At 59.5% G+C, this 25,503-nt stretch carries 24 protein-coding genes and 1 pseudogene; 12 read left to right on the top strand and 13 right to left on the bottom strand.

Annotated features, from left to right (window positions below):
• Positions 1-194: 194 nt before the first annotated feature.
• Both ABH909_RS07525 and trmA read left to right on the top strand, forming a co-directional pair.
• Positions 195-1,490, top strand: coding sequence for an NCS2 family permease (locus ABH909_RS07525; protein ID WP_429431758.1), 1,296 nt, complete (start codon positions 195-197; stop codon positions 1,488-1,490).
• Positions 1,487-2,566: a tRNA (uridine(54)-C5)-methyltransferase TrmA gene (gene trmA / locus ABH909_RS07520; protein ID WP_429431755.1), complete on the top strand. Its 1,080-nt coding sequence runs from the start codon at positions 1,487-1,489 to the stop codon at positions 2,564-2,566. The genes ABH909_RS07525 and trmA overlap by 4 nt, the downstream gene beginning before the upstream one ends.
• A gap of 54 nt (positions 2,567-2,620) precedes the next feature.
• On the opposite strand, the gene ABH909_RS07515 is transcribed toward trmA, so the two are convergent.
• Positions 2,621-3,067, bottom strand: a complete 447-nt coding sequence (locus ABH909_RS07515) for a DUF2442 domain-containing protein (protein ID WP_429431752.1) — start codon at positions 3,065-3,067, stop codon at positions 2,621-2,623.
• Positions 3,068-3,454: 387 nt separating this feature from the next.
• On the opposite strand from ABH909_RS07515, the gene ABH909_RS07510 reads away from it, so the two are divergent.
• From ABH909_RS07510 to ABH909_RS07500, 3 genes are all read left to right on the top strand, one after another.
• On the top strand, positions 3,455-4,366 hold the full coding sequence (locus ABH909_RS07510; RefSeq protein WP_429431749.1) for a LysR family transcriptional regulator: 912 nt from the start codon (positions 3,455-3,457) through the stop codon (positions 4,364-4,366).
• A gap of 214 nt (positions 4,367-4,580) precedes the next feature.
• Positions 4,581-5,021: a type II 3-dehydroquinate dehydratase gene (gene aroQ, locus ABH909_RS07505; RefSeq protein ID WP_429431746.1), complete on the top strand. Its 441-nt coding sequence runs from the start codon at positions 4,581-4,583 to the stop codon at positions 5,019-5,021.
• A gap of 5 nt (positions 5,022-5,026) precedes the next feature.
• Positions 5,027-5,881: a shikimate dehydrogenase gene (locus ABH909_RS07500; protein WP_429431743.1), complete on the top strand. Its 855-nt coding sequence runs from the start codon at positions 5,027-5,029 to the stop codon at positions 5,879-5,881.
• A gap of 92 nt (positions 5,882-5,973) precedes the next feature.
• On the opposite strand, the gene ABH909_RS07495 is transcribed toward ABH909_RS07500, so the two are convergent.
• Both ABH909_RS07495 and quiC read right to left on the bottom strand, forming a co-directional pair.
• Complete coding sequence (locus tag ABH909_RS07495) at positions 5,974-6,651, bottom strand: TetR family transcriptional regulator (RefSeq protein WP_192345361.1); 678 nt, start codon at positions 6,649-6,651, stop codon at positions 5,974-5,976.
• Positions 6,652-6,754: 103 nt separating this feature from the next.
• Entirely contained in the window at positions 6,755-8,656 is a 1,902-nt protein-coding gene (quiC, locus tag ABH909_RS07490) for a 3-dehydroshikimate dehydratase QuiC (RefSeq protein WP_429431738.1), read from the bottom strand.
• A gap of 617 nt (positions 8,657-9,273) precedes the next feature.
• On the opposite strand from quiC, the gene ABH909_RS07485 reads away from it, so the two are divergent.
• On the top strand, positions 9,274-10,611 hold the full coding sequence (locus ABH909_RS07485; protein ID WP_429431735.1) for an MFS transporter: 1,338 nt from the start codon (positions 9,274-9,276) through the stop codon (positions 10,609-10,611).
• A 49-nt stretch (positions 10,612-10,660) separates the two neighbouring features.
• On the opposite strand, the pseudogene ABH909_RS07480 reads toward ABH909_RS07485, so the two are convergent.
• Both ABH909_RS07480 and ABH909_RS07475 read right to left on the bottom strand, forming a co-directional pair.
• Positions 10,661-11,542 (bottom strand): annotated as a pseudogene (locus ABH909_RS07480) (DMT family transporter); the annotation flags it as partial.
• Positions 11,543-11,689: 147 nt separating this feature from the next.
• Positions 11,690-12,466 (bottom strand): IclR family transcriptional regulator, encoded by a 777-nt coding sequence (locus ABH909_RS07475; protein WP_429431732.1) that lies wholly within the window; start codon positions 12,464-12,466, stop codon positions 11,690-11,692.
• Positions 12,467-12,707: 241 nt separating this feature from the next.
• On the opposite strand from ABH909_RS07475, the gene ypfJ reads away from it, so the two are divergent.
• On the top strand, positions 12,708-13,601 hold the full coding sequence (ypfJ, locus tag ABH909_RS07470; protein WP_429431729.1) for a KPN_02809 family neutral zinc metallopeptidase: 894 nt from the start codon (positions 12,708-12,710) through the stop codon (positions 13,599-13,601).
• A complete protein-coding gene (locus ABH909_RS07465; protein ID WP_429431726.1) occupies positions 13,601-14,560 on the top strand; it encodes an alpha/beta fold hydrolase in 960 nt (319 codons plus the stop codon). Before ypfJ ends, ABH909_RS07465 begins: the two co-directional genes overlap by 1 nt.
• Positions 14,561-14,684: 124 nt before the next feature.
• On the opposite strand, the gene ABH909_RS07460 is transcribed toward ABH909_RS07465, so the two are convergent.
• From ABH909_RS07460 to ABH909_RS07450, 3 genes are all read right to left on the bottom strand, one after another.
• Positions 14,685-15,278, bottom strand: a complete 594-nt coding sequence (locus tag ABH909_RS07460) for an HAD family hydrolase (RefSeq protein ID WP_429431723.1) — start codon at positions 15,276-15,278, stop codon at positions 14,685-14,687.
• The gene (gene tesB, locus ABH909_RS07455) at positions 15,275-16,144 is read right to left on the bottom strand and encodes an acyl-CoA thioesterase II (protein ID WP_429431720.1); all 870 of its coding nucleotides are present in this window, start codon (positions 16,142-16,144) and stop codon (positions 15,275-15,277) included. The genes ABH909_RS07460 and tesB overlap by 4 nt, the downstream gene beginning before the upstream one ends.
• Positions 16,145-16,250: 106 nt before the next feature.
• Entirely contained in the window at positions 16,251-16,820 is a 570-nt protein-coding gene (locus ABH909_RS07450) for a GNAT family N-acetyltransferase (protein WP_429431718.1), read from the bottom strand.
• A gap of 90 nt (positions 16,821-16,910) precedes the next feature.
• Here ABH909_RS07450 and ABH909_RS07445 point away from each other — a divergent pair, with 90 nt between their 5' ends.
• Together ABH909_RS07445 and ABH909_RS07440 are read left to right on the top strand one after the other, a co-directional pair.
• A complete protein-coding gene (locus tag ABH909_RS07445) occupies positions 16,911-17,831 on the top strand; it encodes a histone deacetylase family protein (protein WP_429431715.1) in 921 nt (306 codons plus the stop codon).
• A 283-nt stretch (positions 17,832-18,114) separates the two neighbouring features.
• On the top strand, positions 18,115-19,362 hold the full coding sequence (locus tag ABH909_RS07440; protein ID WP_429431713.1) for a TIGR03862 family flavoprotein: 1,248 nt from the start codon (positions 18,115-18,117) through the stop codon (positions 19,360-19,362).
• Between the two features lie 73 nt (positions 19,363-19,435).
• Here ABH909_RS07440 and ABH909_RS07435 read toward each other — a convergent pair whose 3' ends face one another.
• Both ABH909_RS07435 and yedA read right to left on the bottom strand, forming a co-directional pair.
• Positions 19,436-20,770, bottom strand: a complete 1,335-nt coding sequence (locus ABH909_RS07435; protein ID WP_429431710.1) for a DEAD/DEAH box helicase — start codon at positions 20,768-20,770, stop codon at positions 19,436-19,438.
• Positions 20,771-20,848: 78 nt separating this feature from the next.
• Positions 20,849-21,775 carry a drug/metabolite exporter YedA gene (yedA, locus tag ABH909_RS07430; RefSeq protein ID WP_429431707.1) on the bottom strand — a complete coding sequence of 309 codons (927 nt, stop codon included), beginning with the start codon at positions 21,773-21,775 and terminating at the stop codon, positions 20,849-20,851.
• A 163-nt stretch (positions 21,776-21,938) separates the two neighbouring features.
• Between yedA and ABH909_RS07425 the strand changes: the two genes are divergently transcribed.
• Positions 21,939-22,391: an Lrp/AsnC family transcriptional regulator gene (locus ABH909_RS07425; protein WP_123359120.1), complete on the top strand. Its 453-nt coding sequence runs from the start codon at positions 21,939-21,941 to the stop codon at positions 22,389-22,391.
• A 155-nt stretch (positions 22,392-22,546) separates the two neighbouring features.
• Here the strand turns inward: ABH909_RS07425 and ABH909_RS07420 are convergent, their stop codons facing one another.
• From ABH909_RS07420 to ABH909_RS07410, 3 genes are all read right to left on the bottom strand, one after another.
• Positions 22,547-23,158, bottom strand: coding sequence for a 3'-5' exonuclease (locus ABH909_RS07420; RefSeq protein WP_429431702.1), 612 nt, complete (start codon positions 23,156-23,158; stop codon positions 22,547-22,549).
• 22 nt (positions 23,159-23,180) lie between these two features.
• Entirely contained in the window at positions 23,181-23,660 is a 480-nt protein-coding gene (locus ABH909_RS07415) for an NYN domain-containing protein (RefSeq protein WP_095633876.1), read from the bottom strand.
• A 216-nt stretch (positions 23,661-23,876) separates the two neighbouring features.
• Positions 23,877-24,629: a DUF2076 domain-containing protein gene (locus ABH909_RS07410; protein ID WP_429431699.1), complete on the bottom strand. Its 753-nt coding sequence runs from the start codon at positions 24,627-24,629 to the stop codon at positions 23,877-23,879.
• A gap of 178 nt (positions 24,630-24,807) precedes the next feature.
• Here ABH909_RS07410 and ABH909_RS07405 point away from each other — a divergent pair, with 178 nt between their 5' ends.
• On the top strand, positions 24,808-25,482 hold the full coding sequence (locus tag ABH909_RS07405; protein WP_429431696.1) for a YciC family protein: 675 nt from the start codon (positions 24,808-24,810) through the stop codon (positions 25,480-25,482).
• The last annotated feature ends 21 nt before the right edge of the window (positions 25,483-25,503 follow it).

Raw genomic sequence — 25,503 nt, 5'->3', positions numbered from 1 at the left:
CGCAGTATGGCGCAGTTCCCTTTTGTGCAAAACATCGACGACGATCGCAGCCATAAGCAGCCATAGCCCCACGCTGCTGGTATGATGCGCGGCTTTTTCCGACCCACAGAAAATACCCAGGCGCCTGCTGTGGCCTGTGCTTTGCTGTTGAGGTCGATACATTCACGGCGCCGGGCGCGCCACGGGGAGCAGACATGCTGGAAAGGCTGTTTCAACTCAAGGCACACAACACCAACGTGCGGACCGAGATTCTGGCGGGCCTCACGACCTTTTTGGCCATGGCCTATATTCTGTTCGTCAACCCGAGCATCCTCGGCGAGACCGGCATGGACAAAGGTGCGGTGTTTGTCGCCACCTGTCTGGCAGCGGCCATCGGCTCGGCAACCATGGGCCTGATCGCCAACTACCCGATCGCCCTCGCGCCAGGCATGGGCCTGAACGCCTTCTTCACTTACACCGTGGTCCTGCACATGGGCCACACCTGGCAAGTGGCGTTGGGCGCGGTGTTCCTCTCGGCGGTGATGTTTTTCCTGCTGTCGATCTTCCGCATCCGTGAATGGATCATCAACAGCATTCCGCTGGCGCTGCGCTCGGCGATTGCCGCCGGTATCGGCCTGTTCCTGGCCCTGATTGCCCTGCACAACGCCGGCATCGTGGTCAGCAACCCGGCGACCATGGTCGGCCTCGGCGACTTGAAGCAACCGGCACCGATTCTCGCGACCCTCGGTTTTGCCCTGATCGTGGCGCTTGAAGCCCTGAAAGTCCGCGGTGCGGTGCTGATCGGTATTCTCGCGGTGACCATCGTTTCCATCTTGTTGGGCTTCACCCCGTTCGGCGGCGTGATGTCGATGCCGCCGTCGCTGGCACCGACCTTCCTGCAACTGGACATCATGGGCGCACTGGACATCGGTCTGGTCAGCGTGATTTTCGCCTTCCTGTTCGTCGACCTGTTCGACAACTCCGGCACCCTGATTGGCGTCGCCAAGCGCGCCGGCCTGATGGGCAAGGATGGCCACATGCCGAAAATGGGCCGCGCTCTGATCGCCGACAGCACCGCGGCCATGGCCGGTTCCCTGTTGGGCACCTCGACCACCACCAGCTACATCGAGTCCGCAGCCGGCGTGAGTGCCGGTGGTCGCACCGGCCTGACCGCCATCGTGGTCGCGATCCTGTTCCTGCTGGCGCTGTTTTTCTCGCCATTGGCGGCCAGTGTTCCAGCCTTTGCCACCGCGCCTGCCTTGCTGTTCGTCGCCGTACTGATGACATCCGGCCTGGCCGAAATAGACTGGGACGACATCACCGTCGCCGCCCCCGTCGTGGTCACCGCCCTGGCCATGCCATTCACTTATTCCATCGCCAACGGCATCGCCTTCGGTTTCATCTCCTGGACGGCCATCAAGTTGTTGTCCGGTCGCGGCCGTGAATTGAATTCGGCGCTGGTGATTCTGTCGATTCTGTTCGTGATCAAATTGGGTTGGTTCAACGCATGACTTTCGACTCCCAGGCCTACACCGTTCAACTCGAAGAAAAGGTCACGCGCCTGCGCGACCTGCTGGCCCCATTCGATGCCCCTGAACCTGCAGTGTTCGATTCGCCCCTGAAGAACTTCCGCCTGCGTGCCGAATTCCGCCTGTGGCGCGAAGCCGGCGAGCGCCATTACGCGATGTTTTCCCAGGAAGACAAACGCACGCCGATCCTGATCGAAGAGTTCCCGATTGCAAGCCTGCGCATCAACCAGTTGATGCCGCAGCTCAAGGCGGCGTGGCAAGCGAGTGCGGCCCTGAGCCACAAGCTGTTTCAGGTGGAGTTCCTCACCACGCTGGCTGGCGATGCGATGATCACCCTGTGCTATCACCGCCCGCTGGACGAGCACTGGCACGCAGCGGCGTCGAAACTGGCCGCCGACCTGAACGTCAGCATCATCGGTCGCTCGAAGGGCAAACGCGAAGTGATCGGTCACGATTACGTGGTCGAAAAACTCGAAGTTGGCGGCCGTACCTTCAGCTATCGCCAGCCGGAAGGCGCGTTCACCCAACCCAACGGCACGGTGAACCAGAAGATGCTCAACTGGGCGTATGACGCCCTCGGCGATCGCCCCGACGATTTGCTGGAGTTGTATTGCGGCAACGGTAACTTCACCCTGCCGCTTGCGACCCGTGTGCGTAAAGTGCTGGCCACCGAAATCAGCAAGACGTCGGTCAACGCAGCACTCAGCAACCTGAGCGAAAACGCAGTGGATAACGTCACGCTGGTACGTTTGTCTGCCGAAGAACTGACCGAAGCCCTGAACGAAGTTCGTCCGTTCCGCCGCCTGCACGGCATCGACCTCAAGAGCTACGAATTCGGTAGCGTGTTCGTCGACCCACCCCGCGCCGGCATGGACCCGGACACGTGCGAACTGACCAGACGCTTCGACAACATCCTCTACATTTCCTGCAACCCGGAAACCCTCGCGGCAAACATCGCCCAGTTGCACGACACCCACCGCATTACTCAATGTGCGATGTTCGACCAGTTCCCGTGGACCCATCACATGGAATCCGGGGTGTTGTTGACCCGTCGTTGATTGCAGCCTCTCCCTACAAATCAGCCGTCCACAGGACGGCTTTTTTGTGGGTGATCAGAGAGCCGCATCGACCTTGCGCGGGCGACCGCCCTTCTTGCCGTTGGCCCGTGCAGCCTCCGCCTTCGCAGCGCTGCTCTGACGACCATTACGCGATGCGATCACCGAGGCGGCCATATCCATCAGCGGTTTGCTCGCCGAAATCAGACCGGCGATGGACACCTGCAGATCCTTGTCTTCGTGACAAAGTGCGGCTCCGGCGAAACCGACTTTCAGCCCGGCGAAATCCTCGGTCTCAAAACCATCGAACTCCGGATAGTTTTTTACTGGCAACAACACACCGCTGCCATCCTCAAAGCCGACGGCGAGACATGGATCAAGAAAGATCACAGTCGTTGCATTCAATCCGGCACGACGGCGTGCCCCACCACGCTCGATTGCTTCGTCCAGAGCGCCTTCGGTCACGGGGTGATCGACCTGCATTTTTGCGCTTATCGTTTTCATAATTCGATCTCCACGCCTTCTGGTGCTCCCATCAGGCTCAGCAGGGTCTTGTTGCTCTCCGGCTCGGGCAATGCTCGTCCCGCAACATGACCACCAGTGAAAAACCTTTGTAACGGCATACATTCATGCTAACCCATCCGTTAGGTTATTGGATCTGAAGATTCACTATTCCTTGAAGAATCCGATGACTGGCGCTGATCGCTTGGATCAACTGGCCACGTTTGAGCCTAGCGTTCCAGGTCGATCGGGCTCCGCCAATCAAGGCAAAAAACAGTAAGCAATCCTTTCATCGCCAATGCCTGGCCGGTAACTAGGCCCTGTATTTGTGCGCTCTTATTTGATAGATACAGACTCAGACACTTCATTTGATTCCCGGTGTAATCAATCATGCAACGACATTTCGACGATCTTCAGCTGGGCAGCATCGAACTGTTTTGCCTGGCCGCCGAAGCTGGCAGCTTTACTGCTGCGGCTCTGGTGGCAGGTGTGACGCCGGCCGCGGTCAGTCGCTCGGTGTCGCGCATGGAAGAACGCTTGGGCGTGCGGCTGTTTGCGCGTACCACCCGCAGCGTCAAGCTGACCGACAGTGGTCGGCGTTATTTCGAGGAGTGTCGCGAGGCGCTCGCACAACTGGTCGAGGCCCAGCGCGAGGTGATGGGGCAGCAGCAAGAACCTTCTGGCACTTTGCGCATCAGCATTCCCACGACCTACGCCCATCATCGAATCCTGCCCTTGCTGCCTGCGTTTCGGGCGCGCTTTCCCGCCGTGAAAGTCGAGGCACACATCAGCAATCGCAATATCGATTTCGTCGGCGAAGGCTATGACATGGCAATCCGTGTGCGGGCCATTCCCGACTCCGGGCTGATCGCACGGCCGTTGGAGGACGCCGCGCTGGTGATGATTGCCAGCCCTGATTACCTGAAGCGGGCCGGCACCCCGCAGACCCTGGATGACTTGGCTCAGCACGATTGCATCCAGTACGAACTGCCCAGCAGTGGGCGGCGGATTGCCTGGCTGTTCAACGATGGTGGCATGCCACGGGAAATTTTGGCCGAGGGCAATTACTGTTGTTCCGATGACGTATTGGGTGGCGTGACGCTGGCAAAAAGCGGCGCCGGAATCTTTCAAACCTATCGCTTTATCGTCGAAAAGGAACTGGCGGACGGTTCGCTGGTGGAAGTGCTCAAGCCCTATGGCGGACGCTCCCGCCCCTTCACGCTGCTGTACCCGCAAAGCCGCCATGTGCCGTTGCGGCTCAGGGCGTTTATCGATTTTCTGGTTGAGCATCTGCCTCGCTGAAAAGATCGCAGCCTGCGGCAGCTCCTACAATTGAAACGCGTACCCCCGTAGGAGCTGCCGAAGGCTGCGATCTTTTTGTACTTGTCCGATCACCGCACAAATAATCCAGTCCCAGCGCCCTCTTCAATTGACCTTATTAACCGGTTAGTACAATTTCTCTCCACAAGCTGAAACCCTCGGCCAATGCCAAAAAAATAATATGTGGAGAGACCCGATGTCCCCTATCGTTCTGGTGCTCAACGGCCCGAACCTGAACCTGCTGGGCACCCGTGAACCGGCGATTTATGGCCACGAAACCCTGGCGGACATTTCCGCGCTGTGCGGTCGCGCGGCCGAAGAGTTCGGCCTGACAGTGGAGTTTCGCCAGACCAACCATGAAGGCGAACTGCTCGACTGGATTCACGCCGCCCGCGGCCGCTGCGCCGGGATCGTCATCAACCCGGCCGCCTGGACTCACACCTCGGTCGCCATTCGTGACGCCCTGGTCGCCAGCGAACTGCCGGTGATCGAAGTGCATCTGTCCAATGTCCATGCCCGTGAACCCTTCCGGCATCACTCCTTTGTTTCATCCATCGCCACGGCGGTTATGTGCGGTTTCGGCAGCCACGGCTATCGTTTGGCGCTGGAGCATTTCAGCCATCGTTTGGAAGGTTAAGCGTCATGACACAGAACACCGTGGTATTGGCCGGGCTGATCGGTGCCGGCATTCAGGCTTCCCGCACTCCCGCGCTGCATGAGCATGAAGGCGATGCGCAGGGCTTGCGTTACCTCTATCGGTTGATCGATCTGGATCAGTTGAAACTCGACAGCAGTGCCCTGCCCGACCTGCTGATGGCTGCCGAACGGATGAACTTCACCGGGCTGAATATCACCTTCCCGTGCAAACAGATGATCATCCCGTTGCTGGACGAATTATCGTCGGAAGCCTGCGGTATTGGTGCGGTGAACACGGTGGTGCTGAAGGACGGCAAACGCATCGGCCACAACACCGATTGCCTGGGTTTTGCCGAAGGCTTTCGCCGTGGCTTGCAGGGCGTTGCTCTTGAGCGCGTCGTACAAATGGGCGCTGGTGGCGCAGGCGCGGCAGTGGCCCACGCACTATTGAGCGAAGGCGTACAGCTGCTGAGCATTTTCGATGTGGATCAAGGTCGCGCTCAGTCGCTGGCGAACAACCTCAATCAGTATTTTGGTTTCGGTCGCGCCGTGGCTGGGCATGATTTGCCAGGCACATTGGGCCAGGCAGACGGGCTGGTGAATACCACGCCAATGGGCATGAAAAAATTGCCGGGCACACCCGTGCCGGTAGAGCTGCTTCGGGCGCAGTTGTGGGTTGCGGAGATTGTCTATTTCCCACTGGAAACCGAACTGCTGCGCAACGCTCGCGCGCTGGGTTGCCGAACGCTGGATGGTGGCAACATGGCGGTGTTTCAGGCGGTGAAGGCGTTTGAACTGTTCAGCGGGGTGGTGCCGGATGCCCAGCGGATGCTGGCGCATTTTCAGAGCATGAATGGTTGAAGATCAAAAGATCGCAGCCTCGTTTCACTCGACAGCTCCTACAAGGAGCTGTCGAGTGAAACGAGACTGCGATCTTTTAAGGGAGTTACGAATCAGGCCTGCAAGTATCGCAAAACCGACTCGCAAATCATCGCCCGATGACGCTGCTTGATGCTTTCGTCCGGCAAGTCGATCTGAAAGATCTCACCGAAGGTATGACGGTTCGATACGCGATAGAAACAAAACGAGCTGATCAGCAGATGCACATCCAATGGATCGAGGTCGGTGCGGAATACACCTTCTTCGCAGCCGCGACGCAAAATCTCGCCCAGTGAATCGAGGATGGTGTTGTTCATCGCCTTGATCGCATCGGAGCGCTTCACATACTCGGCGTTGTGAATGTTCTCGATGCTGACGATACGCACGAAATCGACGTTGCGATCATGGTGATCGAAAGTGAATTCCACCAGACGGCGAATTGCCTCCACCGGCGCCAGTTCGGCCAGGTGCAATCGGTTCTCGGTGCTGCGGATATCCCCGTAGAGTTTCTCCAGCACCTCGACGTAGAGCTGTTCCTTACTGCCGAAGTAGTAATAGATCATGCGTTTTGAGGTGTGGATGCGTTCGGCAATTGCATCGACGCGCGCACCGGAAAGTCCCTGCTGAACGAACTCGACAATGGCCTCTTGAAGAATGTTCTCGCGGGTCTTTTCCGGATTGTTCTTGCGACTCTTGCGAGGCTCGGCTATCGGCTTTTCGGGCGCTGCGGAGAGTTCTGTAATTATTGTCATTGCGGGCTCACGGCCATCACTGCACAAGCTGGCGATTATGGGCTGCCGCGCCCAGTGAAGGAAGGCGCGAGGCAGCAGTTTTGTCCCCGTGTTTACGATTTTCCTACAACTTTGCCTGACGTACGCCACCACTTCGCGATTTGGCCATCGCCGCCAGCCGCACTGCCACGTTGGCTGCGCCATAACCCGCGTAGCCGTTTTTGCGCTGGATGATTTCAAAGAAGAACCGTCCTTCGAACGGCTCGGTGTACACATGAAACAGTTCACCGCCCTGAGCGTCGCGGTCGTAAAGCACGTTGAAATAGGCCAGCTCGCTGAGGAACTCATCGTCGAAATCGAATCGCGCGGCGAGGTCATCGTAGTAGTTGAGCGGGATATCCAGCAGCGGTACGCCCGCCGCCTTCGCGCGGCTGACTTCGGCAAAGATGTCGTCGCAATCGAAAGCGATGTGATGCACGCCGGAACCGCGATAACTCGACAGCGCATGTGAGATGGCGGTGTTACGGTTCTCGGAAATGTTCAGCGGCAGACGGATCGAACTGCATCGGCTACGCAATGCGCGGCTCTTCACCAGACCATACGGGTCGGGGAGCACTACTTCATCGTCGGCTTCGAAATCCAGCAGGCTCTTATAGAACAGCACCCAACTGTCGAGGCTGTCGGCGGGCAGCGCCATTGCCATGTGGTCGATGCGTTTGAGGCCACCGCTGGCCACGGCCGTCGGTTGCAGGTTGAAGTCGGTGCCGTAAACGTCGGCATTCTGGTCCACCAGGTAAATCAGGCTGCCGTCCGGCGCTCGCACCGCTGCCAGTTCCAGCTCGTTGGGGCCAACGAGTCCGCGATAGGGCTGGCCTTTGTAAGCCACGGCACGGGCCAGCGCACTGGCGCTGTCCTGGACCCGCACGGCGGTGGCGCACAGCGATGGGCCGTGGGCCTCGAAAAAACTGTGGGCGAAAGAATAAGGCTCGGAGTTGAGGATCAGGTTGATATCGCCCTGACGCAACAGGCTGACACTCTTGGAACGATGCTGCCCGGCCTTGACGAAACCCAGCCGCTCCAGCCAATAGGACAGCTTGGCGCCGAGGCTTTCATCCACTGCGAATTCAAGAAACTCGATGCCGTTGTATTCGCTGGCGCTTGGGGTGTCGAACAGAATGTCGCGATTGGCTGCGGGCGTGGCTTCCTGTTCCATACGTTGGCGGGTTTTCTCTTCCAGGTACAGCAACGAACGCAAACCGTCAGCGGCGTTGGCCCGTGGCGGTGCGGCGCGGAAGCCGTCGTTGAAGATCTCCAGCGACAGCGGCCCGGTGTAGCCACTTTTGATGATCGGCGCGAGAAAGCCCGGCAGATCGAATTCGCCCTGGCCCGGGAAGCAGCGGAAGTGTCGGCTCCATTCCAGCACGTCCATGGCCAACATCGGCGCGTCGGCCATTTGCACGAAGAAGATTTTGTCGCCGGGAATCTCGGCGATGGCGCTCGGGTCGCCCTTGAGCGACAGCGTATGAAAACTGTCCAGCAATACGCCGAGGCTTGGATGATCGGCCTGGCGAACGATGTTCCACACCTGTTGATACGTGTTCACATGCCGACCCCAGGCCAGCGCTTCATAGCCGATCCGCAGGCCACGAATGCTGGCCCGCTCTGCGAGTTGGTGCAAATCATCAATCAGAATCTGCTCATCACCCATGGAATCGGCCGAGGCGTTGCTGCACACCAGCACCAGGTCGGTGCCCAGTTCCTGCATCAGATCGAACTTGCGCTCGGCCCGCTCCAGATTGCGCGGCAAGCGATCGCGGCGGCAACCTTCGAAATCACGAAAGGGTTGAAACAGCGTGATGGCGATCCCGAGATCGGCGCACATCTGCCTGATTTCCCGCGGACTGCCGTCGTAGTAGAGAAGGTCGTTCTCGAAAATCTCCACGCCGTCAAAACCGGCGGCAGCGATGGCTTCGAGTTTTTCCGGCAGGGTGCCGCTCAAGGAAACGGTGGCAATGGAACGCTGCATGTAGGGACTCCCGGTGGTAGGGAAATTTCTTGTCAGGGGGGCATGGCACGCCTCGACGTAGGAGCTGCCGAAGGCTGCGATCTTTTGATCTTGATCTTCAAAGCCAGAATCAAAAGATCGCAGCCTTCGGCAGCTCCTACAGGGGTAGCGTTTGTCTTGGGCAAATTATTGACTTGACGAATCCACACAGCAATTCAAAGTGTACTACCCGGTTAGTTTTGCGGGCGATTATCGAACACAATGGCAGTTGGCGAATTGACGATTTTTCGTCCACTGCGCAACATCGACACCACATTGAGTCCGGCCACGGCCCCATGGACTCGGTTACCAAAGACCCTGAACACCACATAAAAATTTCAAAAAACGGGTACACGCTCATGCACTCATTCAACGCCTTGTTTGCTTGCTCCATCGCCCTCACGCCGTACCAGGCGTCCATCCGAACCTTGCGTCCTCTGGGCCGAATCGTCCCGCTCGCTGAATAACCGTTGTCGTCAGCCCGACGAAAACACCTCAGCCGATCAATCACACCCGCGCCTGGCGCCGTCGATTGATCACGCGCCCTTGAAGTCCCGGCAAGCCTTGCTTGTCAGTCATTGAACGGATGGCACATAAATATGATTCCTTCTCAAAGCTCTCCCGTGGCTCCGGCCATCGGCGTCGCCACTGGCGGCATCGGCGATAAAATCCGCGGCGCCATGGCGGTCGGCAAAACCCGTTGGGGGATGCTGGCGCTGGTGTTTTTCGCCACCACGCTGAACTACATCGACCGTGCCGCCCTGGGCGTCATGCAGCCGATCCTGGCCAAGGAAATGAGCTGGACGGCGATGGACTACGCCAACATCAACTTCTGGTTTCAGGTCGGCTACGCCATCGGTTTTGTGCTGCAGGGCCGGTTGATCGACCGGGTCGGCGTCAAACGGGTGTTCTTCTGCGCGGTGCTGCTCTGGAGCCTGGCCACCGGCGCTCATGGCCTGGCCACTTCGGCGGTGGGTTTCATGGTTTGCCGGTTCATTCTCGGTTTGACTGAAGCGGCGAATTACCCGGCCTGCGTGAAAACCACCCGGTTGTGGTTCCCCGCCGGCGAGCGCGCCGTGGCCACCGGCATTTTCAACGCCGGGACCAACGTCGGCGCGATGTTCACGCCCATGCTGCTGCCGCTGATCCTCCACGCCTGGGGCTGGCAAGCCGCGTTCCTGTGCATGGCGGCGCTGGGCGGTATCTGGTTGCTGTTCTGGGGTCTGAAGTACTTCAACCCGGAAGATCACCCAAGCGTTAAACAATCGGAACTGGACTACATCCAGAAGGAAGTCGAGCCGGAACAATCCCGCGTACCGTTCTCGCGAATCCTGCGCATGCGTGGCACTTGGGCCTTCGCCCTCGCCTACTCGATCACCGCACCGGTGTTCTGGTTCTACCTGTACTGGCTGCCGCCGTTTCTCAATCAGCAATACAACCTGGGCATCAACGTCACCCAGATGGGTGTTCCGCTGATCATCATCTACCTCACGGCTGACTTCGGCAGTGTCGGCGGCGGGATTCTGTCTTCGTTCCTGATCGGTCGCGGGATCAACCCGATCAAGGCGCGATTGATGTCCATGTTCCTGTTCGCCTGCTGCATCATCGGCGTGGTCATGGCCGCCGGCTCAAGCAACCTGTGGCTCGCGGTATTCGCCATCTCCCTGGCCATCGGTGCGCACCAGGCCTGGACCGCGAACATCTGGAGCCTGGTGATGGACTACACGCCCAAGCACATGATGAGTACGGTGTTCGGCTTCGGCGGGATGTGCGCGGCAATCGGCGGGATGTTCATGACCCAATTGGTCGGCCACATTCTGACGGTCACCCACAACAACTACACGGTGTTGTTCACCATGATTCCGGCGATGTACTTCATCGCGCTGATCTGGATGTACTTCATGGCACCGCGCAAGATTCCTACCGTCACCGCGTAAACGCCCTTCCCCCGGCAGGCCTGATTCCAGGCCTGCCGCCCTCCTCTTGTCGACGCCGTTGTTGCCACGCCGCTGCCAACCCGCTGCAGCAAATCACCACGATCCCGATCACCGCAGTCAGGGTCGGCGTCTGGGAAAACAGCCACCAGCCCAGCAAACCGGCAAAGACAATCTGGCAATAGCCGAACGGTGCCAGCAACGCGGGCGCGGCGTGACGGAAGGCCTGGGTCAGCAACAGATGCGCCGTCATTCCACACGCCCCCAGCGCCACCATCAAAACCCCATGACCCACGCTTGGGACTTGCCAGAAGAACGGCACCAGCGCACTCATCACCAACGTATTGCAGAGCCCGGCGAAAAAATTGCTGGTGGTCGGGCTGTCGATTTCGCTGAGCTTGCGGGTGAGCAGTTGATAGAAACAGAAAAACAGCGCTGAGCAGAACGGCAGCAACACCGCAGGCGTGAACAGTTCGCCGCCGGGATGAACGATGATCAACACCCCGATGAACCCGCAAATCACCGCCAGCCATTGCCCGCGCGTCACCTGCTCACCGAGCAGCGGCACCGACAGCGCCGTCACCAATACCGGTGCGAGAAAATTCACCGCCGTGGCTTCGGCCAACGGGATGAACAACAGCGCGCCGGTAAACAGCAGACTGGTTGCCAACAAGCACAACGCCCGCATCAACTGCAGCAATGGCCGCTTGGTGCGCAGGACGCGCAACCCGGCTCGCGGGAGAAAAATCCCGGCCATCAACAAGGTGTGAATCACATAACGAGCCCAGACCCCCATGACGACCGGATAAAACCCGCAGAGGTATTTCGACAAGGCGTCATGGCTGGAAAACAGAAAGGTGGCGACCACCACCAACAGGATGCCTTTGAAAGGATGATTGACGCCGCAGAGCGGAGTGCTGATAGACGACGTCAAGGCGAGGTTCTCTTCTGGCGGGGTAATTCCAATAATTTAGAACCCGGTTCCAGATTCTTACAGCCGCACCGCTTGAAAGTGTGCGAACAGCGCACGGTTTTTAATCGACCTTCGAATCGACCTTCGAATCGATACGAGCAAGCGCTATCAGCTAAAGAATTCCGACGCCTGACTCGCTGCCGACAGCTCTTGGGCGAACGCCAGCAACGTCGGCGCCAGTTCATGCAGTCGTGCCCCCGGCATTCGCGCGCTCGGTCCGGCAATGCTGAGCACGCCGATCACTCGCCCCTGCAAGGGATGACGGATGACCGCAGCAATCGCCGACGTGCCTACCGCCGAGCTTTCCTCGACCCAGGCATAGCCTTGCTCCCGCGCCAGGCGCAGCCGCTCCAGCAATTCGATGTTGGAGCGTGGCGCATTGGGCCCCAGGCCCTCGGGCGTCTCGATGGCCTGGCGCTCAACCAGCGACAACGCTTCGGCATCGCTCATGCTGGCCAGCCACGCATGCCCGGAAGCGGTATAGAACAGCGGCGCATCGCGCCCCATGTCGGGGTCGTAACGCAGGCCGGAACGGGCGCCTTGGGATTTGGCGATCCAGGTCTGGCGCTCGCCTTCGATCACCCCCAGACGCACCAGCTCGCCGGTCTCCCGGGCCAGCCGATCCAGCACTGGCTGGACAATGTCCGCACCACTGCCGGACAAGTAACGAAAGCCCATGGCGACCAGTTTGGTCGATAAGTGATAGCGCAGGTTTTGCGGGTTCTGCCGCACATACCCCAGACGAATCAGTTCGGCGAGCAGACGATGGGTTGCGCTCTTGGGTATGCCCAATTGCTCGGCCAGGGTCTGCATCGGTAAACCTTGAGGTTCACCGGTAAGGCTTTCCAGCACGCTGAAAACACGTTCGATCTGACTGCCTGCCATGGGAGGTTCCAAATGAAATTTGGCTGATTCTAAAAGACAACTCAGAGCAAGCAAAATCTGGAACCTGTCCGGCAGCAATCTTGACCGACCTGGTACCCGTCCGTCCCTGAAACCGCTAATGTCGCCACTGACGAGAACCCCTGGCGCCAAGGGCTGTCAGACGACCGGACTGGCGTCATACCTACTCACCGGCAACACTCAGCACCATGCGCCTTCATCAGGTAAAAAAAGAGGATCCCCCATGCTTTGGAAAAAAGGCCGACGCAGCGACAACGTGGTCGATGCCCGTGGCGATGACGTCGGTGGTGGGGGCGGTGGAATGCGCTTCGGTGGAGGCAAGGGCCTGAGCCTGACGGCGATCCTGTTGATCGTCGGGATCGGCTGGATCACTGGCCAGGACCCGCTGCAAATCCTCGGTCAACTGACCGGGCAAATGAGCGAGCAGTCAGCCCCGGCCCCCACCCAAACCCGCAAGGCGCCACCGGCCAATGATGAAGGGGCCGAATTCGTGCGCTCGATCCTCGGCGATACCGAAGACACCTGGCGCCAGATTTTCCAGCAGGCCGATCGGCAATACAAAGACCCGACCCTGATTCTGTTCAGCAACCGCGTCAACTCGGCCTGCGGCCTGGCGACTTCGGCGACCGGCCCTTTCTATTGCCCGGCTGACCAGAAGGTCTACCTCGATATGAGTTTCTTTCAAGAGATGTCCCAACGCTTTTCCGCCGCCGGCGACTTCGCCCAGGCCTACGTGATTGCTCACGAAGTCGGGCACCACGTGCAGACCCTGCTCGGCGTTTCCGCGAAGATTCAGGCCGCTCGCCAACAGGGCCGGCAGATGGAAGGCGACAATGGTTTGCTGGTGCGTCAGGAACTGCAGGCCGATTGCCTGGCCGGCGTCTGGGCCCACAATGCGCAAAAACGTCTGAACTGGCTGGAACCCGGTGACATCGAAGAAGCCTTGAACGCCGCCAACGCCATCGGCGACGATCGCTTGCAACAGCAGGGTCAGGGCCGCGTGGTGCCGGACTCCTTTACCCACGGCACTTCGGCCCAGCGAGTGCGCTGGTTCAAGGCCGGGTTCGCACAGGGCCAAGTCGGCCAGTGCGACACCTTCGCGGCGAAGAGTCTGTGATGCGCAAGTGGCTGCTGGCTCTGCTAATCACCTGCGCAAGCACCCAGGCTGCCGAGCAAGGGGTCAAGGCGATCAGTTCCGGGCGCCTGCTATTGAGCGCCGGGGAAATCGCAGTGAGCATGGGCCCGACACCGGAAAAAATCGAACGCGTTGTGATCATCGTCCATGGTCGATTACGCGATGCTGAAACCTATCGCCAAAGCGCCGAACGCGCTGCCGAGCAGGCCGGGCAAAGCGCGAACACCTTGGTGCTCGCCCCGCAGTTTCTCAACGAAACCGACGTCGCGAGCCAACCGGTGCCTGACAGTGTTTTACGCTGGCAAGGCAATGACTGGATGGCCGGCGGTTTATCCACCGCGCCGTTTACGCTGAGTTCCTATGCGGCGCTCGACGAAATCATCGCGCGACTGGGTGATCGGCGACAGTTTCCGGACGTGAAGCAAATCGTCATCGCCGGTCACTCCGGCGGTGCGCAGGTGGTTCAACGTTATGCCTTGCTGAGCCACCCTCAGCCAGCCCTCGACGCGGAGGGCGTGAAGGTGCGCTATGTGATCGCCAATGCTTCGTCGTACGCTTACTTCAATGAGCAACGGCCAGTGGCGTTCAGTCACGCGAAATGTCCGAATTTCAATCGCTGGAAATACGGCCTGGCGGATCTGCCCGCCTATGCCGATGGGCAAACACCTGCGCAACTCGAAGAAAACTACGTCAAACGTGACATCGTTTATTTACTCGGGCAGCAGGACATCGACCCGAATCATCCGGCGCTGGATAAAAGTTGCGAGGCCAAAGCCCAAGGCGCTTCTCGATTGATTCGTGGGCGCCACTATTTCAATTATCTGAAACGGCGCCATCCGCAAGGGTTGAGTCAGCAACTCATTGAAGTGCCTGGGGTCGGGCATGATGGGGATGGGATGTTTACCTCGCCCGAGGGGCAGAAGGAGTTGTTCGGGCAGTGAGGGTTGTTTTCGCGAGCAAGCCCGCTCCCACAGTAGATTTTGGTGTACACAAAATCTGTGTTCACACCGATCAAATGTGGGAGCGGGCTTGCTCGCGAAAGCGGTTAAACCAACAATACATCTCTCAAACCAAAAGTACTTGCCGCAACTCGATGCAATCACGCGCATGCCAATCCGCCAATTCCGGCCAAGGATTATCCGGCAGATTCACCAGCACCGTCCGCGTCCCCGCCGCCCGGCCGCAATCCAGATCAAAGCGGTAATCACCGACCATCACCATTTCGCTCGTCGGCACTTTCCAGGCTTCGGCCAGTTTCAGCAATCCTCCAGGATGCGGCTTGGGCGGTGCTTCATCGCGGCCCAGTACATCCTCTTCCGCAAAGCAGTCGGCCAGGCCGATAGCCTCCAGCGTGACATGCGCCAGCTCACGAGCATTGCGCGTGAGAATGCCCAGACGATAACCGCGCCCGGCCAACTCACGCACCAGTTCCACCGCGCCCGGCGCCGGCTTCGAACCCAGCGCCAAATCCCGCTCGTGCTCCAGCAGCCACGCGTGTTTGGCCGCGGCTTCATCGGCCGGCAGCGCAGCGAGGTGAGTGAGAATGTCGTGTTCGGCGGGAATCGCCAACGCCACGCGAATCGCCGCGAAGTCGTGCACGGCCACTGTCAGGGTGCCGTCCATGTCGAACACCCAGTGCCGCACCTCGGCCAGGCTCATGCCCAATCCTTGCGATGGCGAATCAGGCCTTCCTGAGTGACCGAAGCCACCAGTTGCCCGGCACGGTTGAACACGCTGCCGCGGGAGAATCCGCGCGAGTTGCCGGCCCACGGGCTGTCCATGGCGTACAGCAACCAGTCATCAGCGCGCAAGTCGGCGTGGAACCACAAGGCGTGGTCGAGGCTGGCGACTTGCATGTCTTTCTGCCAGACCGATTTGCCATGGGGCAGCATCGAAGTGGTCAGCAGACCGAAGTCCGACGCGTAAGCCAGCAGGTATTTGTGCAGCGCCGGGGTGTCAGCCAAGGCACCGTCGGCACGGAACCAGACGTATTTGACTGGGTCGGCAGGTTGCGGGTTGTAGGGGTCTTCTTCGGTCACCGGCCGGAATTCGATCGGTTTCGGGCACAACAGTTTGTCGCGCATGTGCTCAGGTATCAGGTGCGCGCGCTGCTGGGTGAGTTCCAGCTCCGATGGCAGGTTTTCCGGGCCGACTACCTGCGGCATCTCAGTCTGGTGCTGGAAGCCTTCTTCGTCGTACTGGAACGAGGCGCTGCAAGTGAAAATCGGATGGCCCTTCTGGATCGCCGTCACCCGGCGCGTGCTGAAACTGCCGCCATCGCGCACCCGATCGACCTGATACACCACCGGCAATTTGGCATCGCCCGGGCGCAGGAAATAACCGTGCATCGAATGCACATGGCGCGCCGCCTCGACGGTCTGACTGGCCGCCGACAGGGACTGGCCGAGTACCTGGCCGCCGAACAACTGACGAAAACCCAGGTCCTGGCTGCGGCCACGGAACAGGTTTTCTTCAATCGGTTCCAGGGTCAGCAGGTCTACCAGATCTTCCAACACTTGGCTCATTCAGACTCTCCTCACACAACGCAATGCCGCGCAGTCTTGGCTGCGGCGGTCGATTCAGTTTATGGCCCGGTTCAACATGAGGGCCATTGTAAACGTCCGCGCCTGCTTATCCATGCAAGGTTTGCAGCCATTGCTCACGGGTGATGCGATACAACACGTGCGGGCGCAGCGGATGATCGGTTGCAAGCCGCGGGTGCTCGAAGTCATCGGCGGGGGCATGGTGCATGCCGATCGCTTGCATGACTTTCTCGGATGGCAAATTGGTCTTGGTGGTGAATGCCACGACCTCTTGCAGCGCCAAGCGATCAAACCCGCAGCGCAGAGCGGTCCACGCCGCTTCACCGGCATAGCCCAAGCCCCAATGCTCGCGCGCCAGGCGCCAGCCGATTTCGATGGCCGGCGTAAATGGCGCATCGAAGCCGACCATACCCAGCCCGGTAAACCCGATGAACGCCCCGGTGTCCTTGCGCTCCAGTGCCCAGAGACCGAAACCATGCTCGGCAAAATGCCCGCGAATACGCCCGATCAACGCGGCACTTTCCACTCGACTCAAGGGTGCCGGAAAATAACGCATCACTTGTGGGTCGGCGCACATCGCCGCAAACGCCGGCAAATCCTCATCACGCCACTGCCGTAACAACAGTCGTGCGCTTTCGAGTTCCCGTATCGGCTCCATCGTGCCTCCTCCCCCGTTTCCATGCCGCAAGTCTACATCGCTGGTAGGATCGTTCACTCATTCCTGCCAGCCTTGCTGATTAAATCTGCCATGCCCCTGCCACTGATCTACCACGAAGACTACAGCCCCGAGTTCCCGGCGGATCACCGCTTCCCCATGGACAAGTTTCGCCTGCTGCGCGATCACTTGGTGGACAGTGGCCTGGCCCACGACGCCGACCTGCTGCGCCCGGACCTCTGCCCGCCAGAGATTCTCGCCCTCGCCCATGACCCTGCGTATATCGAACGCTACATGGGCGGTGAATTGTCCCGCGAAGACCAGCGACGCCTCGGCTTGCCCTGGAGCGAAGCGCTGGCCCGGCGCACGGTGCGAGCGGTCGGCGGTTCGCTGCTGGCGGCCGAACAGGCACTGGAACATGGTTTGGCTTGTCACTTGGCTGGCGGCACCCACCACGCGCATTACGATCATCCCGCCGGGTTTTGCATCTTCAATGACCTGGCGGTGATCAGCCATTACCTGCTGGAAAGTGGCCGAGTGAATCGGGTGCTGATCTTCGACTGTGATGTGCATCAGGGCGACGGGACTGCACGAATCCTGCACAACACTCCTGAGGCGATAACCGTTTCCCTGCACTGCGAAAAGAATTTTCCTGCACGCAAAGCCGACAGTGATTGGGATATTCCGTTGCCGATGGGCATGGGCGATGCCGATTACCTGAAGGTAGTGGACGACGCGCTCAACTATTTGCTGCCGCTCTACCAACCGGACCTGGTGCTGTACGACGCCGGCGTCGATGTGCATAAGGACGACGCCTTGGGTTATCTGAAGCTGACAGACAAAGGCGTCGCCGCTCGCGATGAAAGCGTGATGCGTCATTGCCTGGGCCGGGATATTCCGCTGGTCGGCCTGATCGGCGGCGGCTACAGCAAGGATCGCAAGGCTCTGGCACGCCGTCATGGCATCCTCCATCACAGCGCCCAACGGGTGTGGCAGTCATCAGGTTGTCATTGATGTGTGAGTCTTTACCCACAATGCCTGTGGAACCGCCTGTGGATAACCTGAGTGAAAGGGCCTGCAGGCCATGCGGAGCGTAGGCGGCAGAGCGGTGGTTGTTTTTTAACCACCCTTTTGGAAACACCGAAGATCAAATGTGGGAGCGGGCTTGCTCGCGAAGGCGATTTAACAATCCACATTGATGTCGACTGACCCACCGCTTTCGCGAGCAAGCCCGCTCCCACATTGATCGGGGCTGATAGAATGCCCGGCTTCATTCCGCCAAACCGCAGCGCATCCCATGACCCAGCCCTCCACTTCCCTCTCCCCTCACGTCGCCATCATCGGCGGCGGCCCCGCCGGTTTGATGACGGCTGAAGTGCTGAGCCAGGCCGGGATCAAGGTCGATCTGTACGACGGCATGCCTTCGGTGGGGCGAAAATTCCTCCTCGCCGGGGTCGGCGGCATGAACATCACCCATTCCGAGGCCTACCCGGCGTTTCTCTCACGCTATGCCGAACGGGCACCGCAGATTGCGCCGCTGTTACGGTCCTTCGGCGCCGATGCCTTGTGCCAATGGATTCATGACCTGGGCATCGAAACCTTTGTCGGCAGTTCCGGCCGGGTGTTTCCTACCGACATGAAAGCCGCGCCCCTGTTGCGTGCCTGGCTCAAACGCCTGCGCGATGCCGGCGTCGTTATCCACACCCGCCATCGCTGGCTCGGTTGGGATGACAACGGTGACCTGCGCATCGACAGCCCCGAAGGCGAAAAAACCGTTCAAGCCGATGCAACCCTGCTGGCCCTCGGCGGCGGCAGTTGGTCGCGCCTCGGTTCGGACGGTGCCTGGATGCTGCCGCTGGAACAGCGCGGTGTAGGACTGGCGCCGTTGCAACCGAGCAATTGCGGCTTCGAGGTGCAGGCCTGGAGCGAACTGATGGTCAGCAAATTCGCAGGCAGCCCGCTGAAAAACATCGCCATTGGCCTCAATGACGATGTGCCGCGACTCGGAGAATGTGTGATCACGGCCACAGGAATTGAAGGCAGTTTGATCTACGCCCTGTCGGCACCAATCCGCGAAGCAATCAATCAACACGGCTCGGCGACCATTCACCTCGATCTGTTGCCTGGCAAGCCTGTGGATAAAATTCAGTCTGCGCTGAGCAAACCGCGCGGCTCCCGTTCCATGGCCAAACACCTGCACAGTCAACTTGGGCTTGATGGGGTGAAAGCGGCGCTGTTGCGAGAGCTGACACCAGCAGACTGTTTTACCAATCCGGGACTGCTGGCCAAAGCGATCAAGGCATTGCCGCTGACGTTGGTGAAAACCCGACCATTGGACGAGGCCATCAGCAGCGCAGGGGGCGTGATGTTCGAGTCGATGGATGAACGTTTGATGCTCAAGCAACTGCCCGGCGTGTTCTGCGCAGGGGAAATGCTCGATTGGGAAGCGCCGACCGGCGGCTATCTGCTGACCGCGTGTTTCGCCAGTGGGCGAGCAGCGGGGTTGGGGATGGTGGAGTGGCTCAAGGCCGGCGGCAAGCTATAAGCTGCAAGCTGCAAGCTGCAAGACGGGCGCATTTCTGCTTGCCGCTTGCAGCTGATAGCTTATAACTGCTTCTTTACGGCTTACGCTTACGCGGCCCGGTATTAAATACCGGCACTTTACGCACAGGCTTGATCGAAGGCTCCGGCGCCGAAGCGTCACCGCTCTCGACCCACTTACCCAAATTGCGCTTTCCGCCACTCGAAGTTTTTGGCTTCTTCGGTTTTTTCGGCTTCTTGACCACTTGGCCGCTGGCATCGGTATCCGGCACGCGGTGCTCAGGCTCGAAGTCCTGCTCCATCTGACGAGTCAACGTCTGACGGGTCAACATCTCGATGGCCGACAGCAAATTCACCTCATCAGCACACACCAGCGAAATCGCCTGCCCGGTTGCGCCCGCACGGCCGGTGCGACCGATGCGGTGGATGTAGTCCTCGGCCACAATCGGCAGGTCGAAATTGACCACCAATGGCAAATCTTCGATATCCAGACCACGCGCTGCCACGTCGGTGGCGACAAGGATCTGCACTTCACTGGCCTTGAAACGATCCAGTGCCCGCTGACGAGTCGCCTGAGGTTTGTCGCCGTGGATGCCGTCGGCATTGATGCCCAGGCCCTGGAGCTTTTCCACCAACGCGTCTACGCCGTTACGGGTCTTGGCGAACACCAGCACCTGCTTCCACTTGCCCTTGCGCATCAAGTGAACGAACAGCTCCGGCTTACGCTTCTTGTCCACCGTCACCACCCATTGCTTGACGGTGTTGGCAGCGACGTTGCGCGGGCTGACTTCGATGCTCAGAGGGTCGTTGAGCATTTGCCCGGCCAGCAGGCGGATCGCATCGGAGAACGTGGCAGAGAACAGCAACGTCTGACGTTTCTTCGGCAATACGCGGTAAATGTTCCCCAGCTCCTCGGAAAAGCCCAGATCGAGCATGCGATCGGCTTCGTCCAGCACCAGGGTTTGCAACTGGTTGAACTTGAGCGCGTTCTGGCGGAACAGGTCGAGCAAGCGCCCCGGAGTCGCCACCAACAGGTCGACGCCCTTGCGCAGCTTCATCATTTGCGGGTTGATGCTGACGCCGCCGTACACCGCGTACGTGCTCAACGGCAGGTTCTCGGCGTACTGGCGCACGGCTTCGTGAACCTGTTCGGCCAGCTCGCGGGTTGGCACCAGGATCAGTGCGCGCACCGAGTTGGCGCTGACTTTCGGCCCTTCCATGGCCAGCAATTGCAGCAACGGCAAAGCGAAACCGGCGGTTTTGCCGGTGCCGGTCTGGGCGGCTGCCATCAGGTCACGACCGGCCAGCACCGCCGGAATCGCTTGTGTCTGCACCGGCGTAGGGGTCTGGTAGCCGAGCGTCTCGAGAGCGCGCAGCAAGGGTTCGATCAGGCCAAGGGTGGCGAAAGTCATGGGAGTACCGTAGGAAAATTCAGCGCGGGTTTTTCAAAACAAGTGTGCAAAACAAGATGCAATGGCGCGCAGTTTACCCTAATTCGCACGGGATTCTGTCGGCACCACTACACCAGGCCGATCGGCACCACGGCGCCACTGTGGCAACCCGATCAACACCACGGCACTGATGATCACTGCCATGGCCAGCGCTTCCTCGATACCAATGGTCTCGCCAACAAACACGATACCCAGCAACACCGCCACCGCCGGGTTGACGTAGGCATAACTGGTGGCCGCTGCCGGACGCACGTGTTTCAACAGGTACATGTACGCGTTGAAGGCGATGATCGAACCGAAGAACGTCAGATAGGCCAATGCGGCCCAACCTTCGATCGGCGGCATAGCCTCCAGATGCTCGCCACTCACCGCGCTGCCGATCAACAACACCACGCCGCCCACCAGCATCTCCACGGCACTGGCCATCGCGCCCTGCGGCAACGGCAAGTGTTTGCTCCACACCGAACCGAACGCCCAGGACGCTGCCGCGAACACCAGCAATGCCGCGCCCAACGGGCTCGATTGCAGATTGGAACCGAGGTTGAGCATGGCGATACCGATCAGCCCGAGCGCAATCCCGGCCCATTCGAGACGGGTATTACGCGCGCCCCAGAAATATCCACAGAGCAAAGTGAACAGTGGCACCGTCGCCACCGCCAACGCGGCAACGCCGGAGGCGACACCGGTGTGTTCAGCCACACTCACCGCCCCGTTACCGAACGTCAGCAGCAAAATCCCGATGATCCCCGCCGCTTTCCACTGCGCCCACGTTGGTGCCGGGGCACCCCGCCAGCGCAGGTACGCGTACATCAACGTACCCGCGATCACGAAACGAATACCGGCGAGCAACAACGGCGGCCAGTACTGCACGCCGATTCGAATCACCAGGTAGGTCGATCCCCAAATCACGTACAGCGCGAAAAAAGCAGCGATCAGCGGTAAGGAAAAACGGCGTATGCCAGGCATGGGCAGCTCGAGAACAAGACAAAGGGAGCCGTTATTTTAGAAAGGCCAGCGACGGAAAATAAGTTACAAAACCTGTTTATAGCGCCGGTACACTTTTCAAAACACGGAGTTCAGCGCTATAAACCGTGCTTTCGAAAGTCAGTCTTTTTTCAGGAATACCACGATGGACAAATACGACCGCATGCTCCTCAGCGCCCTGTTGGAAAACGGTCGTGCGTCCTACGCCGAACTGGCGCGCAAGGTGAACCTGTCCGCTCCGGCGGTGGCCGAGCGCGTGGCCAAACTTGAGGCCTGCGGGGTGATCACCGGCTACCAGGCGAAAGTCGACATGGCCAAACTCGGTCTGCCGATCCAGTGCGTCATCGAACTGCGCCTGAACCAGCACGGCAACCAGAAAACCTACGACGAACTGATCAAAATCCCACAGCTCACCGAATGCCACCGCGTCACCGGCGACCCGTGCGTGATCATGCAAGCGGCGGTGGGCTCGATGCCGGAGCTGGAAGAGTTGATCAACCGGATCGCCACGTTCGGGTTCAGCAAGACCTCGATCGTGCTGTCGAGCGCCATCGAGAAGCGCGTGCCGTTGGGGCAGTTGGAAGGGAATGGAAAATAGTTCTTCTGTAGGAGCTGTCGAGTGGAACGAGGCTGCGATCTTTTGATTTTTAGGATCAAGATCAAAAGATCGCAGCCTCGTTTCACTCGACAGCTCCTACAGGATGATCTGCACCCAAAAAGTTGGACAGAATCAGGACATCGGCGGTGTTTCTGTCAGAACCCGCGATACCGCTTCAGATGCTCATTGATCTTCGCCGCCGGCACTTTCTGCAAACTGACGAGCAGATCATGGGACAACTCCCGCAACCCATGCTTGCGCCGCAATTCTTCAGCCAAGTGCGCCGTCAGGTTGGCGGCCATTTCGGCATCGGCCATGGCCCGGTGAGCCTTACCGGTATTGGGCAGGCTGGCGAAAGTGGTGAGGGTACCGAGTTTGTGGTCTGGCGCGGCGGGCATCAGGCGGCGGGCGAGTAACAGCGAGCAGGCAAAGTTCTGCAAGCGTGTGCGTTTGATTCGCCCGAGCTCGTAGTCCCAGAACTTCTGGTCGAACGCAGCGTTGTGCGCCAGCAGAGGCGTGATGCCAACGAATTCATTGACCTCGTTCATCACCTGCTCGGCCGAGGGCGCGGCGCGCAGCATGGCGTTGCTGATGCCGGTGAGTTGCTCGATGAAGGCCGGCACCCGCACGCCTGCGTTCATCAGGCTTTGGTAACGCTCGACGATGCGTCCCTGTTCAAGAATCACCACGGCAATTTCCGTGGCCCGGCAGTTGCTGTTGGGGGAGAGTCCGGTGGTTTCAAAGTCGATGACTGCTATGCGTTCCAAACCTGTTTCAACTCCGTAAAAATCAATTCTTGAGCAGCAACGCGCCTTCGATTGGCACGTAACGGCTGGCAGCGCGGATCAGTGAGTTGGCAGTGAGACCGGGCACGCCATAGGCCACCGCTTGCACGCCGTGCTTGCTGATGATGCGCTCCAACAGCATGTCGAAATCACCGTCACCGGAGGCCAGCACGATTTCGTCAACGTGGTCGGCGGCGTCCATGATGTCGAGGGTGATGCCCACGTCCCAGTCACCTTTGGCCGAACCGTCGCTGCGCTGGATGTAGGGCTTGAGCTTCACGATGAAACCGAGATTGCGCAGGATCTGCTGAAACTGCTGCTGCTTGCTGTCGCCACGATCGATCGCATAGGCATAGGCCTCGACGATCTGCCCTTCTTTACTGACGTCCGCCCACAGCGCGGCGTAGTTGAAGTGGCAACCATAGGCCTGACGCACGGTGTAATAGAGGTTCTGGACATCGGCGAACACTGCGATTTTTTTCACCGTACATCCTCAATAGCGTGCCGAAGCGCGGGCTGGATCAGGCACCCGGCCCGAAAAGTTGCCCAGTATGCCAGCCCGAAGGATTGTTCCGCGAATAATCGGCCGTGTGGCGAGGGAGCTTGCTCCCGTTGGGGTGCGAAGTGGCGCCCTTGCTTTAAAACCCAAGGGGCCTGCTACGCAGTCCAGCGGGAGCAAGCTCCCTCGCCACAGATGTAATCAGACGAAAGAGTCGTCGTCGCCGAAGAACGATGAGCTGTCATCATTGTAATCCGCGTCGGCGAATCCGCCTTGATCGCTGGAGTTGTCAGCCAGGCGCTGCTCATTGTTGCTGTCGCTCTGATCGTTGACCTGAGCCGGTTCTTCCTTGATGACTTCAACCACTTCCGGCTGCTGATTGTGCTGGAACAGGCTACTGATGCCTTGCGCCAGCATCACGCCACCGGCCACACCCGCTGCAGTTTTCAATGCACCGCCGAGGAAACTGCTGCCGGCAGACTGTTGTGGTGCGTAGTTCTGCCCTCCGAAGTTCTGCTGAGCAGCCGGCGCACCGAAGTTCTGCGGCGGCTGCGAGTTGAATGACGGCCGCCCCGGTTCACGCCAGCCGCCATTCGACGGGGTTGCGCTTTGAGTCGGCGCAGGCTGTGGATCACGAGATCCACCACCGAAGATGCTCGACAAAAAGCCACCGCTGCTCGGTGCCGGCGCCGTCGTCTGAGCCTTGGCCGATTGCAGTTCAGCCTGCAATTGCTGGATTTGTTGAGTGAGTTGCTTGTTTTGTTCGTCGAGGCTCTTGATGGCAGCCTCTTGCACCAGAATCGCCTGGGTCATGAAATAGCCCGCTGCTGACTGGCGAGTCAGGTGTTCCTTGATCCGCGCTTCGGCCTGGGCGTCGCGCGGGGCTGAATCCGTTTCGGCCTGTTGCAGCCGGGAAAACAGTCCATCGATCAGGGTTTGTTCTTCGCTGTTCATGGCGACCTCATAGATTGCCTGGAATATCGTCGCCCTCATCCACGGTGGACAAGGTGCTCACCCGTAATGGGGCTGATACAGGATGTTTCAATGACCTTTACCGAACGTTTACGTTTGCGCCCCAAAGGGGTTCATCGGTTAAAGTGAGGCACCTGCTTTCGACCTGCGATACCGACTGATGAATCCGTTCGATGTACTGCGTGACTCTCTGTATTTCTTCAAGCGCAATCTGCGCCAGATCGTGCAGCTGTGCCTGCCGCTGGTGATTGTCGAGGCGCTGCTGCAACAAGTGGTCGACCACTCCACCGAGCCGGACAGTTTCCCCGGCATCAGTGTATTGGTCGGCCTGCTGGTGTATCCGCTGTACACCGCCGCGCTGATCCTGTTTCTCGATGCCCGCAGCCGTGGCGAAACACCGCGCACCCGCGACTTGCTGGCGACCTCCGCGACCCTGTGGCCGCGTTTCGCCCTGCTGACCGCTCTCAATACCCTGCTGATTCTGATCGGCCTGTCATTGTATTTCCTGCCGGGGATCTGGCTGATGGTGACGCTGGCGTTCGGCGAATACCTGCTGGTGCTGCGCGGCCTGGCACCACTGGCGGCGATGAAGGAAAGCCTGCGCCTGACCCGCGGGAATTTCCTGCGCATTCTGGTGTGCATTCTGTGCGTGATGGGCCCGCTGTGGGTGCTCAAGGGTGCGACGCTGGCGGCTTACCCTGAGCCGCAAAACCCGGTGATCTCGCTGCTGATCGACAGCGCCCACAGCTTCCTGCAACTGTTCACCAGCGTCGTGGTGTTCCGTTTATTCATGCTGATTAGCGATGCGCCCGAGAAGGTTGACGGGGCACTTTAAAGAACGATGTGTCTCGGCTAA

The organism is Pseudomonas sp. BS3782 TE3695, assembly GCF_050435305.1.
Lineage (GTDB): Bacteria > Pseudomonadota > Gammaproteobacteria > Pseudomonadales > Pseudomonadaceae > Aquipseudomonas.
Note: the sequence above shows the minus strand (reverse complement) of the source record. Positions and strands in the feature narration are given on the sequence as shown.